The sequence below is a fragment of the Ruminiclostridium papyrosolvens DSM 2782 genome (assembly GCF_029318685.1).
Taxonomy (GTDB): domain Bacteria; phylum Bacillota; class Clostridia; order Acetivibrionales; family DSM-1351; genus Ruminiclostridium; species Ruminiclostridium papyrosolvens.
The window spans coordinates 3,974,680-3,993,661 of sequence record NZ_CP119677.1; the positions used below are offsets into that span (position 1 = coordinate 3,974,680).

General features: G+C 34.7%; 3 protein-coding genes. All 3 read right to left on the reverse strand.

Annotated features, from left to right (window positions below):
- Positions 1–16 precede the first annotated feature (16 nt).
- From P0092_RS17735 to P0092_RS17745, 3 genes are read right to left on the reverse strand one after another with little or no spacing between them, the layout of a single operon-like run.
- Complete coding sequence (locus P0092_RS17735) at positions 17–6,892, reverse strand: SDR family NAD(P)-dependent oxidoreductase (protein ID WP_004615883.1); 6,876 nt, start codon at positions 6,890–6,892, stop codon at positions 17–19.
- Positions 6,882–11,588 (reverse strand): SDR family NAD(P)-dependent oxidoreductase, encoded by a 4,707-nt coding sequence (locus P0092_RS17740; RefSeq protein WP_004615881.1) that lies wholly within the window; start codon positions 11,586–11,588, stop codon positions 6,882–6,884. The genes P0092_RS17735 and P0092_RS17740 overlap by 11 nt, the downstream gene beginning before the upstream one ends.
- Before the next feature lie 42 nt (positions 11,589–11,630).
- A complete protein-coding gene (locus P0092_RS17745; protein WP_004615878.1) occupies positions 11,631–18,974 on the reverse strand; it encodes a beta-ketoacyl synthase N-terminal-like domain-containing protein in 7,344 nt (2,447 codons plus the stop codon).
- Between the last annotated feature and the right edge of the window lie 8 nt (positions 18,975–18,982).

Sequence of the window (18,982 nt, forward strand, 5' to 3'; positions counted from 1 at the left end):
CGAATTTTTATTTATCTTAAAACATCTTTTTTAATCCAAACATATTTGCCTCACTATTTGTATTAATTATTGTTGTAGAAGTCGGCTCTTTTTTATCAAACCAATAATATTTTTTATTTAAGGCTAATGGCGGCAAAGGTTGTCTTATGACTTCATGATGTCCTGTGTATTCTGATAAAATAACATGGGCGTTGGTTCCGCCAAAGCCGAAACTGCTTATTCCTGCAATTCGTCTTCCGTTTATTCCTTCCCATTCTTTATTCTTTGTACAAGGAAAGAATGGGGATTGTTCAAAATTAAATCTTGAATTAGGCTTGTCACAGTTCAAGGTCTTTGGTAACTTTTTATTCTGCAAGCATAATACAACCTTAATTATGGAGGCCATACCCGCTGCACTTAAGCAATGCCCTATATTTGTTTTTACGCTGCCGATACCGCAGTAGTTCTTTTTATCTGTATATTCTCTAAAAACACTTGTTAATGCTTTTAATTCAATGGGATCCCCAATAAACGTTCCTGTTCCATGTGCTTCTATGTAACTAATATACTCAGGAGCAATATCTGTTCTCTCGATTGCCCGTTTAATAACATCCATCTGCATGTTGTAATTTGGTGTTGTAATTCCCATGGTATGTCCATCATTGTTTATTGCAACAGACTCTACAACTGCCAAAATATTATCACCGTCAGCTATTGCTTGTTCAAGCTTCTTAATTACAATAGTTCCACAGCCTTCTCCCGGTACAAAACCGTTTGCTTTCTCATCAAAAGCACTGCAAACACCGGTAGGAGAAAGAGCATCACTGAGTAAAACCAATGTGTTCTCACACAATATTAAATCAACGCCTCCTATAATTGCCTGTTCACATTCACCAAAATGTATATTTTTACAGGCTTCACTTAAAGCAACCATAGAAGATGAACATGCTGTATCAATTACCATAGAAGGGCCCTTCAAGTCTAAATAATGGGAGGTGTAAGCAGCTATGAAATTTTGTCCTAGCCCTGTTATTTTTGCTTTTTGCTCCTTTGGCATCAAGGAATGAAAATCCCCTACTCTGCTTCCTATAAATACCCCTATGTTCTTACCTTTTACATCAGCCTTGTCATAGCCCGCATTTCTAAGTGCATTCACACTAGTCTCAAGTTGTATGCGTATCAAAGGGTCCATTGTCGCCGCTTCAGTTTCCGGGATTTCAAAAGCCTTAGGATCAAAGTATTCAATATCCTTTACCATGGCAGCCCATTTTCCTATTGATTTATTTACTTCCGGCGTAGGTGAATAAAAAGGCTCCATGTCAAAACGCTCTTTTGGTATTTCTTTTACACTGCACTTCTCTTCCATCAAATTATTCCAGAACTCAATACAATTGTCAGCGTCAGGAAAGCGACAATCCGCTCCTATAACAGCAAATCTGGGATTTTCATTTACCCCGCATGGTTTTATTTCAATGCTCTCCTTTTTTGGAAGAGAAATATTAACAATACCTGTTAACGCAGTACTGATTTTTCTGATTGTATTGCATTCAAAGAACAATACAGGGTCTATTGCCGTATGAAGCTTTTCTTCCAATTTTTTTATTACTTCACCTAAGAAAATAGAGTCCATTCCATAATTTTCAAAGGCTTCATCTAAAGATATTTCATTTATATTAATAAGTAATACATCTGAAATCACCTGTGTTATTATTTCGGTAATTACATTTACTTCTGAAGACAACCTTTTATTATCTACAGTTTGCTGAGTAAAATCTGACGCCGGTTTATTCTTTGATAAAACTGCCAGCTTTTCAATTTCAAAAACTTCATTATGTTTTACAGGTACAACAACTCCCGATACTTCCTTTTGTAAGATATTAAACAGAATATCTATACCTTCCTTGCAGTTAATTGGAATCAGGCCATTTTCTTTGCCAATCTTTGGTTCTGACACCATAAAGCCAACATCTGACCAGCTTTGCCAAACCACAGACAAAACTTGAGAATCGGTAATGTTTTTCCCATATTCAGGCATACCATTCAGATAGTTATTTGCCATGGTATAATCACTTACCCCTTTTGAAAGCCAAGGGCAAATGGAAGATATGGAAGAAAATAATACGGTTTTCTCCACCTGTAACACCTTTGTTGCTTCTAACATATTGAGCAGTCCAATTACTTTTGGCTCTAAAACATCCTCAATTTCTCGCTCTTCTTTGTGGATAAAGGCAGCATTTTCCGTTGAATATCTGCCTGCACAGTGGAACATAATGTGTGCTTCACCAAACTGCTGATACACCTGTTTAAAAAAGTCCTCCAGTGCAGTTTTGTTATGTAAGCCTTGGGAATACACCAGCACTTCTGTACCATGGGACTCTAAGTCCTTGAGCAGTTCCTTCTTTTCAGGTGTATTCATATCGCTTCTTCCTAACAATACAAGCTTCTTTGCACCGAGTTCTGCCAGACGTGATGCTATCTTTGCACCTATCCCTCTGGTACCTCCGGTAATAATGTAACACTTGTCCTTCTCTACTTTGAAGGCATTGTCACTTTTCCAATTAAACTCTAACTGCTGATATCCTGTTGTATTTCTTATGCCTGCTTTATAAAAAACTTCACCATTGCCATCAAAGGTAATTTCGTTTTTCAAACAATTAAGTATTGAATCCATTGTATAGTCAATTGTAAAATCAATAGTTTTACTTTGAATCCAAGGGTATTCTGCACCTAAACTCTTCATCAATCCCGCCGTAAGAACACCATTTTGTGTAATGCCTTCATTTACGCCCTGTGTGCAATGAAGGATATCCAGACCTGCTTGTCTTGTTTTCTTTATAAGATGTTTATACAAATTAAATTTGCTATGAGGTATTTTAAATATTTCTTTACTTCCTGTTTGCAAATCAGATAAATCAATGACTACTGTTTTATTTTTCTGCTTTACTTTCCTCTCTAAACTCGCTTCACAAACAGTAGAAGCATCATCCATTTCTATGAATTCTGCGCTGTCTAAATTCATTGCTTTTATTGCAGCACTTTTTAAAAAGCTCTGTTCCTTTTTAATAAGAAAGACTATGTTTGCATTATATATTTCTGTCGTACTGCTTGAAGCTTCTGACTTACTCCATTGTTTCTTATACAAATCAATGCAGATTGATTCAGCTTCATTTTTCATCTTATAAATACGTGATTCACCAAGGGGCGCCCAATGCTTTATCTTTTCGAAGGGATATAATGGCAAGTTAACAATAGCCATTTTTTCACTATAAAATTTCTCCCATTCCACTTCATATCCATCCACCCATGCTTGGGCTATTTCTACGGCATTTGCACTTAAATCATATTTTAAAGTCTCAATGTCTAAGCTTTTAACATCAAGTTTGTCATTACTAACATTATTGATAAATACATTAAGGCTCTTTTCATTGCCCAATGTAATATCCTCTAAACATTGAATCAGTTGTTTTGTGTTTTCAAATACTATAGCTACACGGACATTCATATGATTACGTCCGATTTGAGTTGTGTAAGCCAAGCGAGTATCAAATTCATATTCTTCTGTCGCCTGTGGTGTTTTCAACAAAAAATTCCTGTACAAGTCGATATATCTTAACAAGGCTTTTTCATTTTTTACTGATAACACAAATATCTTTTTTTCTTTAGTTTCGATTATATCTTTATAAGAATTATCATAACCTTCCAGAATAACATGAGCATTAGCTCCTCCGGCACCAAAAGAACTGATTCCGGCTCTTAAAATATTATTATCATCACCACTCCATGGCTCTAATTGTGTCTGTACTTTAAATGGAGTAGTTTTCATATCAACATTGGGATTTAGTTTTTCTGCATGAATTGATGGAACAAGCATTTTATACTTCATTTGTAAAAGCACTTTTGTGAGGCTTGCCATACCTGCCGCCGCTTCTAAATGCCCTATATTACTTTTTACGGAGCCTATGCTTATAGATTGTTTTTGATTATTGTCTTTTTCGAATACCTTTCGCAATCCTGCAATTTCAATTGGGTCTCCTAATGAAGTACCTGTTCCGTGTGCTTCTATATAGCTGATGGATTTTTTATCAACTCCTGCATTTTCTAATGCAGCATTAATAACATTTGCTTGCTCTATAGGATTCGGAACAAAATAGCCTTGCGCTTTGCCTCCATGATTTATACTAACTCCCTTTATAATCCCATAAATTTTATCCTTATCAGCTAATGCCCTATCCAAGCGTTTTACTATAAATGAACCTGCACCCTCACCCGGTACATAACCCGAACCGCCTTCGCCAAAAGAACGACACCTGCCATCTTTTGAAAGGAAATTTCCTTTTTTTAATTGGATATATTTATATGGATGCAGTGTTAAATTAACACCACCCACTACTGCCATATCTATATCATGATTTTGTATGCTTTGATATGCCAATTGCAACGCAGTTAATGAAGATGAACACATAGTATCCAGTGTTATACTTGGGCCATGTAAGTTAAATATATATGAAATTCTGTTGGAAATAGAGGCTAAAGAGGAATCGTACCCTTCCATTTTTCCGTTGTATGCATCTTCAATACCGTATAACTGGTAGTTACTCCACATTGCTCCGGTATATACTCCCACTTTATATTTTTCTAAGCGTTTCTTATTATAACCTGCGTCCTCCAAGGCATGCCAAACAGTCTGTGCATACACTCGCTGATGAGGGTCCATAGCCTTTGCTTCGGCAGGAGCAATATTAAAAACCAAAGAATCAAATTCATCTGCTCCTTCAATAAAACCTCCCCATTTTTCAGGGCTTTTCCACCATTCATCAGCATTTTCATCACAGTAGTTCATGTAATCCCATCTGCTTTTTGGTATAACGTCTATACAGTCCATTCCAGCTTTCAGGTTCTCCCAAAACACATCTAAGCTTTCAGCTTTTGGGTATTTTCCTGCTATTCCGATAATAGCAATTTCAAATGCTCCACTATCTCCCTCATGGATTTCATCTTTTACAGTTACCTCTATCTCCTCATTATGAACCGCTTCAACAATTTTCTCAGGACTTTTTTCTATAATAATTTTATTCTTGCAGGCATCATAATAATTCTGTATAAAATGCTCAGCTATTTCCTTTATACAGCGGTATTCAAATAACAAGGTTTTTGATATATTATCAAAAACTTTTTCAAATTCTATATTTATCTCTGTTGTCATTACAGAATCTATTCCCAGATTTTGAATTGATTTTTTGGGAGTCAGTGAATCTGTATCAATTCCTGTTACCTTTGAAATTATTTCTGTAATCCATATTATTACATTATCTAAAAGTCCATCATTATTATCATTAGCAGACATTTTCTCTTTTGGTACTGTATTAGCGGATGAATCCTTTGCTTCAATATACTTGTCTGTATTAGTGTTTCTCGAGAAATTCTCCAATTTTTGTCTGTCTCCATATAAAACAATTAAGCTTTTTGAATTATCAGCTAATGTATGTTTAACAATGTCAATACCCACTCTGGTGGGCATTGGTCTGAAGCCATATGCTGAAAATATTTTTTCTTTATATTCCTTCGGCATTTTCATGCCCTCAGTGTCCCAAAAAGGCCAGCTTATGGATATAATATCCGGGTCTGCTTGTTTTGTACAAAGACTGTTTATAAGCATATTGGCATATGCATAATCTAATTGACCTTCGTTTCCAAAAACCCCTGAAGTAGATGAAAAGAACAACACTTTTTTAAAATTATACGTTCTCTTCATATCAATTATAGCCAGTGCTCCGTTAATTTTTGAACTTATTACCCTTTTAAAGGATTCAACACTTTTATTAGGTAATCTGCAATCTTCTAAAATCCCTGCACAGTGAAAAACATAGTCTATTTTTTCAAACTTAGACCCTACTTCATGAAACAACCTCTTTATATCAATATAGTTACTAATATCTGCACTAATATATGTAATCTCATTGGTACCATGTCTTAAAGCTTCTATGTATGTTTCTATTTCATCTGATATTTTTCTTCTTCCTACTAAAATAATCTTTGTATTTGATAATTTAGCAATTTCAGCCGTTACAGCTTTACCAATTGCCCCCAGTCCTCCTAAGATTACATAAACTCCCTCAGGGAACTCATGATAATTCTTCGGGGCCTCTAAAGCCATTTCTGATATGTTGTAAGTCATACGTTTATCAGATTTATAGTAAATAAATCTTGTATCAATTTCAGAATGCAGTTCTTTACTAATTACAGCTCCTAAACCTGAAACTTCCTGTGGGTTTATTATGACTACTTGTGTAATAAAAGCCGGTACCTCTTTTTCAATACTTCTTCCAAGGGCTACTACTGCTTCTTGAAATACTGTTATTTCAGAAGCTCTTTCAGTAGAAAAAATCTGAAAACGAACACCGCTCTTGTTAAACCGATAGGCAAAGCTTTTAGCAAATAAGAGTGCTGTTATTCCGGTTGAATTAACTTGATATTCCCAGTCATTGCCTGTTGGAAATTTATGTTCTCCTATCATATATATAATACGAATTTTCCTATTATCATAGGAAGAATATACATAGTTGGACAATTGCTCAAAATGGGCTTCGTTATTTAAATCCATTTCAATGCTGTTAAAATCCTGTTTAAATGAATTACCCCTTGAAATCCAAAGCAGTTGATTTTCACTACTGGTATTGTCTAAATTTAAACCCTCAATCACATTAATATGTTCTACGTCATCAGCCAAAACAATAATATACTCATTTTTAATATCTTTTTGTACAATCTGATTGGCAAGGATACTATAGTTTTGATAAAATAGTACTTCTGAATGATTATTCTTTATATTCTGTAATTCCTGAGTACCGTCTTCAATACTGATTTCACTATTCTTCACTTTTTTTAAAATTTTAAGTAAATTTTCATTTATCATTGAATTCTTCCTCCAAAATAGCAGCCGCTTTCTCTAAAGTAATTTCATTCCCCTTCAATAATCTTAATATATCGGGAATGTCATATTTCTTTTCTTTTATCTCCATCATACTTAGCTTTTCAATCTTTATTTGCGCTCTGCCTTTGTCATCAATTATTTGTATATCAAAATTGATGTCCTTGGTGTTGTTGCATATTACATGGATATATTCCGGTGTAAAACTTGATTTATTACAGGATATACTGCCTATCTTATATGGCAATATTACTTTGTTATCACCCAAGTCAAATTTGCTGCCAAACACAAATACTGACTGGAAGGCTGCATCTATGCACGGTATGACAGTACTGTCAAATTCCGCTTCAAAGTAATTACTATAATTCTGTTTAAAAGACTTTAGCTCAACTAAGGCTTCTTCCTCCGAATAAGATATTTTCTCTATAATACCTAATGAGCCTCCATATTCTAATCCGTGCTGTTTAATTGATTTATACAGTTGTTCTGAGAAAATTTTTTGATTACACCTTCTATTTATGGCTTCAATATCAGTAACATAATTAAGCTCAAGCTCCTTTGTAAGGTTCAAAGTACCTATTCCAATAGCAATCTCACGTGTGCCGGAAACCATTTTTGTTTTAATATCCAAGGTTTTATTATCTACATATGACATTAGCTCAACTTCTTCATTTTCAAAGGATACCGGCGATACAAAGGTCAAATCATCTATGGATTTTAATTTACCCTCTGCCAGAATATTACCGATAGCTTTTGCATTTATGGCAATAGCTGCTCCGGGCAAAATCAATTTTCCTTTTACCTTGTGATCTTTTACAAAAAAATCTGAAACGTTAAAAAGAGTTTTAAACTTTATCTCTTTCAACGTAGATAAATTATGTAAACGGTTCATTGCAGAAACATTGGTAAGGCTTTCTGCTTTTACTTCCGGTTTCTTCCAGTCATCAGAAAGCCAATAACGCTTCTTTTCAAAGGGATACAGCGGAAGATTTATTTTAGGATATTTTATATCCCTCCACATAATACTCCAATCATCATTTGAGCTATAAAAAGCTTCACGGGCAAGATTTATAAAATCCTGTCTCTTCGGGTTCCGGTTAAAATCATATTCAAACTTGTTAATATCATCATTTTCATCCTCTTCAGACACATAAATAATATCTTCTTGCTCTTGAGCTGAATTTATAAATGCTACTAACTTGTTAATCATATCTTCGTAATCTAATCCAATTACAGCCAACTTCTCATTTAGTAGATTTCTATAAAACTGAGTTGCATAGCATATCTGTTCAAGAGCAACATTATTATCTCTTGACTCTCTTAGATATTTTATATATGTATGGCAATAATTTACTAAGTCTTTTTTATTCTTTGCGGATATCACAAGAATGTTATAATCGAAATTGCCTAATTTCTGTTTAATATCTTGCTTATCTGCATATTCTTCTATAAGTAAATGTGCATTGGAGCCGCCTGCACCAAAGGCACTCAATCCGGCTAAATATGGTATGTCTTTTCCATTGCTTTTTTTATGCTCCCAGGTTTCTGTTTTTTTCTGTACAACAAAGGGAAGCTCATTAAAATTGATATTTTTGTTTAACTGGTCGCAATGAATAGATGGAACCAATTTCTTGTATTTCATTTGCAAAATAACTTTTGTAAGTCCTGCCATTCCTGCGGCAGACTCTGCATGTCCCATGTTGGATTTGATAGAGCCGACAGCACACTTTTCTGTTATGCCGTATGCTTTTGTTAATGCAGATAATTCTATTGGGTCTCCCAATGGCGTACCTGTACCATGAGTTTCAACATATGTTATATTAGCTGCATCCGTTTTAGCTTCTTTTAAAGCTTTCTGTATAACCTCAGTTTGTGCAGCAGGATTTGGTACGGTAAATCCGTTGGAGCTTCCCCCGTGATTAATTGCTGCCGCCTTTATGACTCCATATATGATATCTTTATCCCGTTGTGCATCCTCAAGCTTTTTAAGGATAACGACCCCTACTCCTTCACTTGGAACATAGCCGTCCCCGCCTTCACCAAAGCTTCTGCATTTTCCTTCTGAGGACAGAAAATTGTTCTGACTTAAATTAATATATTTATTAGGGTGTAATGATAAATTTACACCCCCTGCAACAGCTATGGAGCTGGAACCGTTATAAATGCTTTCACAGGCAAGATGTATGGCAGTTAAGGAGGAGGAACACATTGTATCAATAGCAATACTCGGCCCATGGAAATCCATATGATAGGAGACACGATTTGAGACAGAAGCATAAGATGAGTTAAATGCCATTTTATGACCCGGTTTATCGTAATCTATTCCATATAGCTGATAATGGCTGTACATTATTCCTGCAAAAACTCCCACCTGATGATTTTTCAGCATTTTAGCAGTGTATCCCGCATCTTCTAACCCATGCCATGCACATTCCAGAAAGATGCGTTCCTGAGGGTCCATATAACGGGCTTCCCGGGGAGTTATTTTAAAGAATGCTGCATCAAAGCAGTCAAAATCATTAATAAAGCCCCCCCATTTACTATTTGTATATCCATGCTTGCTTTTATCAGTATTATAATCTTCACTATAATCCCATCTGTCTGATGGAATTTCAACAACACAGTCTCTTCCCTCTAAAAGGTTATTCCAGAATTCGTCCAGAGTATCAGCCTTGGGATACCTTCCTGCAATACCTATTATTGCAACATCACTCTTGGTTTCAGATGGAGTCGCTTTTTCTTGTGTAACTTTCTTAAACCTGTTATTTTGAATTGCCCCAAATCCTTTGTCAGGTACTGAACTCTTTACCTTTTGAGGAGTTGGTGCTATTTCTTTTTTTAACAACTTTTCTAATCTGCCGGCATATTTTTCAAAAAAGCACTCTGACAAAGCTTCTATATTACGATATTCGTACATAAGGGTTTTGGGACAATTGGGTATAACATCTTCTATTATTTCATTGAAACGCATAATTGCTAATGAATCTATCCCGTAATTTTCCCAAGTGGTTGTAATATTTAATTTTGATTTAGGGAGCTTAATGATGTCACTAATTATGCCTTGCACATAATCCGTAACATCCTCTTTAGTTAATTTTGATGCAGAAACAATTTCGTCTCCTTGAATTTCGTTTTCTTCCATCGTATATACTTTTTGCCGACGTACTTCCTTCATGTATCGAGATATTTTTGCTTTATCACCATACATGGCTATGGGACATTTACTATCCAAACTCATTAGGTTTTCCAACACAATTTTGCCGTTAGCAGTACTTAACGGTTTTTGGCCTGTTTGTTCATATAAGCGGTTGAGTTTCTCTCCGTCTACTGTAAGACCGCCTTGCTCCCAATATGGCCAACAAATAGCTTGAATATTAAACATATGGTACTTACTTTGTATGTCATATGCAAAAGCATTAAGATAACCATTGGCATATGAATATGCAGTCTGCCCCATGTTCCCCATTACTGAGGTAATTGAAGAATACAACTTCACAAACTTCATATCCAGTCCATATTTTATAAAGGAATCTAATATATTAATTAAACCCTTTATTTTTGGATTCACAGATTGATAAAAATCCTCTAGCTTCAAATTTACTATTATTGCATCTCTTATTACACCTGCACAATGAAAAAGCCCTGTAACATGTCCGTCTTTTTCTAAAATATTTTCAATAACTTGTTGGCATGCGATTGAATCTTCAATATCGCATTGAAGGTATTTTATTACCGTGGAGGATGGGTCAATTCGACTGACACTATCCAAAATAGCCTTATCAGGGTACTTTCTGCCTAACAAATATACTCTTTGAGGTCTATAGACCAATATCTGTTCTGCCAGTATCTGTCCTAATGCACCCATACCTCCTGTTACTATAAAAACTCCTTGGTTAAAGATATCTAATTGCTTATTTTCTGTTTCACTTGACTTCTGAATAGGTTTAAATTCTGAAATATACCTTTTATTTGATATGTAACTAATATCAGTTCCATCGCTTATGTCAAAATTAACTTCCTCAATTAATCTGCTGCAAATCTCCCGTTCATTCATATTCTCAAACTGAATATTTTTGTGCATCAGGTTTGAACATTCTACAGAAATAGTTTTCAGCATTCCCGATAGGGCAATATTTACATAATTTGTATGATTATCCTTTGTAAATCCATGAATAAACCTGATAGTGCTATAATCTTTTGAAAATGCTCTGATTAACTGTGTGATGGAATATGCTGTTTGTATTGAATTATCAATCTCTTTAGCCGATGTGTCTGCACCAGTATTTCTGCTTTGGGAAAAATAAATTATATCCCATTCCGAGCATTTTTTTTTATTTAGTTGTTCATATAAATTTATGTAACTTGCAGAATCTGTCTTGTTAATTTGATAGTTGTATTTCATATTACTGCTTGCTTCATTGCCGATATAAACTGATATTGTATTCTCACTAAAGTAACCATAATTATTGCAAAATTTATTGATGCTTTCCATATCCTCTGCTATAAATAACAATGTCCTATCTTCTTTTGTTGGTAATGTCCCGTCACGTGGTTGGATAGATAAACACTCTTCATAATAACATAAAGCTTCTTCAGGTCCTGCTTCTGTTCCTTTTATTATAGCTAAGACCTCTTCCGGACATAAATCCCCGGAACGTAGTTTTTCATATAAAGAATCCATTACTTTCCCCTCGACATAATAATTTTTTTAACGAATACGGGTTTACTCCAACAGCTTTAGATTTAGAAGCATATTTTTATCAATTTCACCACTTTTAATTCTGCGTATAACTTCCTGTATTAAATCATCCGTATCCTCATACTTTTTGGAAACATGATTTGCCTTTTTTACATTAACCAATCGGTATTCCTGAACTTCCATCACCAGTTTTCCATTTTCATTAAGTATGTATATATCAAAAATAAATTCACCCTTCTCTTCCTTACAATTCTTGCTTTTTTGTGCCAGAGCGATTAAATTGCTTCTCGTTGATTCATGCATTATTAATTTGCCAATAGAAACCGGTAATGATAAACAGCCTTTCTCTGTATGATTTTCAACAAGCTTAAAGGTGGATTGCAAAACACCGTCAATCAACGGCGGCCATAATGTACAATTTTTACCCCTACCCTCAAATTGTTCAGTTTGAGTAATTGAAACTACTGACATTACTAAATCCTGACTGACAAATAGTTTTTCAATTGACTTAAAGGAATTCTTAAAGTTAAAGCCTAATGTATCAAGCCATGCGTAATACTCCTCTGAATCAGCCTGTACTAAGTTCTCAGTCAGTGGAAGTTCAAAGATATTATTAGCGTCAGTGTCATTATCAATTATTAATTTACCTTCTGCACTTAAAATTCGTTCATCCTCTTTGCAAATATATATTTTAAATCCAATGTAATAATCTTCAGGTATTATATCAATCTGCAATTCAACAGCTTCTTCACTAACTTCAATAGCTTTATGAAAATGAATGTCTTCTAAAGACTTTATATAATGCTTGGGCAAGGATAAGTTTCCGGCTTCAATTGCCATCTCGATTATAGCAGTTCCCGGTAATATAGCTTGTCCATCAATAACGTGGTCCTTTATAAAGAATTCATTACTGTGAATAGTTCTGGTAAACCTTTGATTTTCAATGGTAGAAATATTGGCATCAATTAAAAATGCTAATTCTGATTTATTATTTTTTATATAAAAATCAGTGTCTTTATCACTGTTTTCTTCAAAATTCAGCCAATACCGATGATTGTCAAAAACATAGGTTGGTAGCATAATTATAAAACCTTTCTGAAGACGATTAAATTGTTCCCAATCAATCTTTATTCCCAAAATAGCAAATTTAGCGATTTCTTCAACATTTCCGGCTGTTATGGCAGTTTGCGCCATAATCGCATATTTATTTTTTTCACTCTTTGTAATTGTAATTTTATCAGCGGTCATATGAGTCTTCACATAAGTACATGGTTTATTACTTAAAAAATTCATTAGACCTGCCTTTAGTTCATTAACACTGCTGCACAATACACATATTCGTGAATCCAGAAGTTCACGCCCAACTTGCGTAGTATAGGCAATATCACTAATATCCAATGTATTATTCTCTGCCTCTTGTTCGCCAAGCCAATGAAGGAATTTCTGTACATATTTGTGTACTCCATCATCATTCATTGCGGAAATCAGAACAGGCACTTGAGGAATCTCTCTTGCTTGTAAACGCTTTCTATTATCCTCATGGTTTTGAATAAGAATATGCGCATTAGAACCACCAGCACCAAAAGAGCTTATTCCCAAAACCAATTTATCATTATAAGTTGTCCAAGGCTCTAGCTCTTTTTGCAAGTAAAATTGGCTGTCGTCAAAAGAAATTCTGGGATTAGGAGTGTCACAATTAATTAATGGAATCTTAACTCTGTTCATGAGTTGTAATACAGCTTTAATTGTTGACACTATACCCGCTGCACCTTCTAAATGCCCAATATTTGATTTTACACTTCCTATTGCACAAAATTGATTATCCTGCGTATAGTTGCTGAACGCTGACTTCAACCCGTTTATTTCTATTGGATCTCCCAGTATTGTTCCTGTGCCGTGTGCTTCTATAAAAGTAATATCTCTTGCAGATATACCTGCATCATCAATAGCAGTCTTTATAACTTCTGCCTGAGAAGTTGAACTGGGTACTGTATAGCCATTTGGATGCCCCACATGATTTGAGGCTACCCCCTTGATAATGCCCAAAATATTATCCCCGTCACGTTCCGCATCACTTAATGGTTTAAGAATAATTGCTCCGATTCCTTCCCCGGGTACATATCCGTCTGCTTCACTGCCAAAGCTGTGACACTTACCTTTGGGTGATAATACTCTTAGCTGACTCCTTAAAACATACTCAGACGGGTGTATGTGTAAGTTGACACCCCCTGCAATAGCCATCTTACATTTACCGTTTCTTATATTGTCAACAGCTACAACAATGGAGTTTAATGAGGAAGAGCAGGCAGAGTCAATTATAAAACTTGGACCGTTTAATTCAAATACGTAAGAAACTCTATTGGCAATTGACCATGGCAATGCCTGATGTGTTCCGAAATTGCCTTTTACCATCTCATCTTCAATTAGCAGTCGGTAGCCATTTGTAGTATTTCCTATAAAAACACCAACATTGCCTTTTACCTTCTCCTGAATTCTCTTCCTCGTGTATCCGGCATATTCAAATGCTTCATACACCACTTCTAAAAGAATACGCTCCTGAGGGTCCATATTTCCAGCATCTAAAGGTGATATCTGAAACAGCATTGGGTCAAACTGGTCTACATCTTCAATAAAACCACCCCAGCGAGAAGACATTTTCCCTTTATACGCATTTTTAGCTTCATTATCATAGAAATTTTCTACATTCCATCTTGTTTCCGGAATTTCTGATACGCAATCTTTTTTCGTAATCAGATTCATCCAGAATTCTTCAATGCTTTTTGCCATTGGAAAACGTCCGCTCATCCCGATAATTGCAATATCCTTGCTTTCACACTCAGCGGAATCTGCTGTCTGTAACTCACTTTCCAAATGCTTTTTATTAATTTGAATACTGCTTGGTTTTACACATTCGCAACTGATTTTGCTCTCTATAATAGAATTATTCTCTGGAGCTAAAATGCTTCTTAATTGTTCTTCTGAATATGTTTGCACAAAGTAGCTCACCATTTCATCGATATTTTTACAATCAAAAAATATCGTGGATGAAACTCCTGAAAAATCAGCTGATAATACACGATTTAATTTATGGATTAGTATAGAATCAATTCCCATACTTTGAAAGCCATCTTCCAAATCAATATCATCATTATTCAATTTTAACTCTTTGGCTATTACCTTTGTCAGGTACTGTTCTACTATTGTTTTAACGTCTATATCAGAACTGTTATCCAAAGATAGGTTTATGTTTTTTTGCAATATCGTGGGTAATGTGAGTTTGCTTTCCAGATAGTCATTCATTTTTTTATCTTTTCCAAAAAGCACACAACATTGTAATGACACATTGCTTTTCATAATGCTGTCGAAGGCAGTTATTGCATCTTTGTTTAACAGTGGAGAAAGTCCTGTCGTTAAAGAAAATCTGCTGGCATCCTTTTCAACCATTCGCAACCCGCCATCCTGCCAATATGGCCAATTGATGGATATAGAATTACCACAGCGCCTACCTTCTTTTCTTAATTTTTCTCTTTTACTGATAAATTCATCAAAGAAACAGTTTGCATATACATACTCACTTAATCCGAAGTCGCCAACTAATGCTGAAACAGACGAAAAATTTACAAAAAAGTCCAAGTTAATATCCTTCGTTATTTCATCAAGAAAAACTGTTGCATCTACTTTTAGTTTGACTCCGTTTCTTAAAAAGCCGTTGTCCTTGGATTCAAGGAACCCGGGCTCAATATATCCTGTCATATTAAAAATTCCAGTAATATATCCGAACTCATTTATTACATTGTCAATTAATCCTTGTAGCTGCTCTTTGATTGATATATCAACAGATTTATAAATTACCCTTGTACTTCCTTGATTAAGGGGATTAATGAACTCCCTTACTTTATCATTTTCGGGTTTACGCCCGCACAATATAAGGTTTACATTTGCCTGTTCAGTTAAATGCTTTGCAATTACCTTACCAATTTCTCCAAAACCACCTAACAAGATATATGTACCATTTTCTTTCAGATATGGTATTTGAGTTTCAGGTTGGTAATCAGTATATGTTTGGACTGTCCTTTGCAGTTTTCTATATGTAACTTTATACTCACTTGAAGAAAAATAGTTTATCTCTTTATTCAGAACTGAAACAAAATCACTTGTTGTTTGTTCATAACATATGATATTTCTGAAATAAAGATTTTCATATTCAATATGCAATGTTTTAAAAAATGCTGTTAAACCTTCACTATACATTCCGCTTTCATTTCCCATCGAACTAAATAATAGCTTCCCGGAAAATTTATTTTTCTGAATTAAACATTTTGCCAGATTAGCAGCAAATATAAATGTACTTAATACATAATCTTTTGTTTTCCTTATTTCCTCTGAATCATTTAGGGCAACAAGTATAACATCAGGCACGTATTCCATCTGCTCTAATTTGTTGAATATATAAAAAGAATCTTCCAGCAGCTCCGGCTGAACCGAGTATTCATCCATCTGTGCTTTTTTAGAGTCACTAACCTTAACATAAACCAATTCTTTAGCATCGAACCCTTCAAAGTTGCTTTTATCAATATTGGAAAACACTAAAAGTCTTTGCTTTTCACTATAACTATCCATTACATCTAAGCTCGATGGTTTATAATCCAGCACTTTTATCTGCAGCTCATCTTGCTCTGACTCAGACTCTATAATGTTCTGCTTTATATATTTAAATGTTTTTTTGTTAAAGCAGTATGTTGGTAATGATACTAATTTGCATTTTTTGAAAGTCAGACCTTTTTTCCAATCAATATTTGCACCCTTCAACCATATATCCGCTAAAATTTTTTCCACTGTATTTATATCTTTAAGTCCTGTAAAGATGCTATATTTCTCACATGCTGTTATACTATTACTTTTTTCTATTAACAGAATATCCTCTAAAGTATGGTTAAATGGCCCCTGCCACTTTTTGCCCGACTCCTTTACATATAATTCACACATTTCTTTAAATGTAAAATAGCCATTTATGACTAGCTCACTTATTTCATTCACTCTATCATCTGCAAAAACATTTGGCGGTATCAATGACCATTTTTTATATAATTTTTTAATTGCAATGTTAATAGCAACTAAAACCATAAATCTCAATTTATTGTCTTTAATGTCATCAGGATTATTTTCCTCAGCACTGATAAATTCGCCTAAATCGAAATCATCAAATTCAATAAATTTGCTTGCTTCATGGATAAATTTATTAAACGTTCTCTGATTCTTATATAATAATCTGATATTATTCAACCATTGTAGTGAAGCTTCTGTTTTGGATATGTCAGATTGCTTAAATTCTAAGGATAATTCAGCAAACAGGCAGGTTATATACTTGTCCGTTATAACTTCTTTAGTAAGTAAAGTTTTATTATTGAAATTGACTATTATTTTCGGTTTACCTGTAATGATAATTTTTGCATTTTCTTTATTGTCCAGATACGAAATAACGTCTTCAATATTTATTACATCAGCAATCATTAATGCTAATAATTTATTGTCTTGTGTTTCTACATAAATACCTTCAAAATTATCAGCAAGGCTTAACAGACCTTTAATATATGCTGTTGCCATAATCAGGTCAAATGTGTGCTTTGAAGGATAATATTCAGGGTTATATACCTGTTTTTTTGATATATTTAAGCTTTTAGAAATAGCTAATAATTCAGTTTCAAAACAAGTATTATTCCTAACAAGCTCCACTATTCTATTAACAAAATCTTCATTAATAAAAGAAATATCCAGCAAGTATTTATTATCAGACACCTCATGGATGTCTTCTTTTAATCGTTCTATACAATCAATTAACTTTGAGCCTTCCTCTGCAATGCAGGCGGTTCTGTACTTAAACTGCTCTCTTCCGCTGCACAAGGTGAAAGAAATATCTCTAATGCTATTATTGCTTTCAAGCTTTTCAATTTTGTTGTCCCACTTTTCTAACAGGTGGATTAAAGCTTCTTCTGATTTAGCAGAAAATACTATGGGATACTTTTTTGAAGGTTCTGAAACACAGGACTCCTTCTCCACCTCTATATATTGTTCCAGAACTACATGTGCATTAACACCTGCAAATCCCAATGAAGTTACCCCTGCACGCAAGGGTAACTTTTGCTCATCAGGCTGCCAAGATACATTTTCTGTAGTAATATTAAACGGAGAATCCTCAATACTAATTAAAGGATTTATCTCAGATATATTAATTTGTCCGGGAATTACCCCATGCTCAAACATTTTTAATACTTTTACTATTCCGGCAAGACCGGATACGGGCAGTGAATGACCAATATTTGGCTTAACTGAACCAATCCAACAAAAATTCTTCTTATCTGTGACTTTTTCATAGGCCTGCTTTAATGCCTCAATCTCAATAGGATCACCTAAGCTGGTTCCGGTACCATGTGTTTCTATATAATTGATGGTATCCGGAGAGAACTTCAGTCCCTTCCACGCATTAAGAATTAAGTCTTTTTGTGCAGATAGTTTGGGTGCAGTAATTGAAAATGTTTCTCCTGAATGGTTAACAGCTGTATTCTCAATAATTCCATATATGTGACAGTTATTTTCCTTTGCAACGGATAAAGGCGCCAAAAGAAGTGAAACTACTCCTTCACTTACTACGATTCCGTTTGCATCAGCTGAAAATGTCTTGCATTTTCCATCGGGACTAAACAAGCCATTTTTTGACATCAGCTTTAACATATGGGAAGTTTTGAAGGTATTAATACCACTTACAACAGCAAAATCACTTTTACCCAGCTTAAGTAAATTAACACTGTCATTTAATGCACACATACCTGACGGGCATCCGGTTTCTACTAATTTACTCTCACCGGAAAAACCAAAGTACCAGGATATGCGATTTGCAATCATGAATAAAAACATACCTTTTCCGGAAAATTCATTTATCTCATTACCGGGCATATGTTGATTTTCAAAAGTGTCAACTTCAGCTGTCCCAACTATAACGGAGGTTCTTTTCTCTCTTAACGTTTTCAGGGAAATCCCTGAATCTTCGATGCACTTCCACGTTTCTTGAAGTAGTGCTCTCTGGTCAGGGTCCATATTATCCGCTTCTGCCGGAGAGATGCTAAAGAACTTATTATCAAATTCCTTTAAAGCACTTACCTCTCCAATCCACTTACTACTTATTTTATTCTTGGAATCAATATTACTGTCAAAAAAATTTGATTCCATCCATTTTTCTTTACTAATCTCTACAATACAATCTTTCTTTCCAACAATGTTATCCCAAAGCTCATCCGCTTCATTCGCCTGTGGTAGCATACATGATAATCCGACAATTGCTATTTCGTTACCGCATTTACTTTCCTTTCTCATATCTTCCA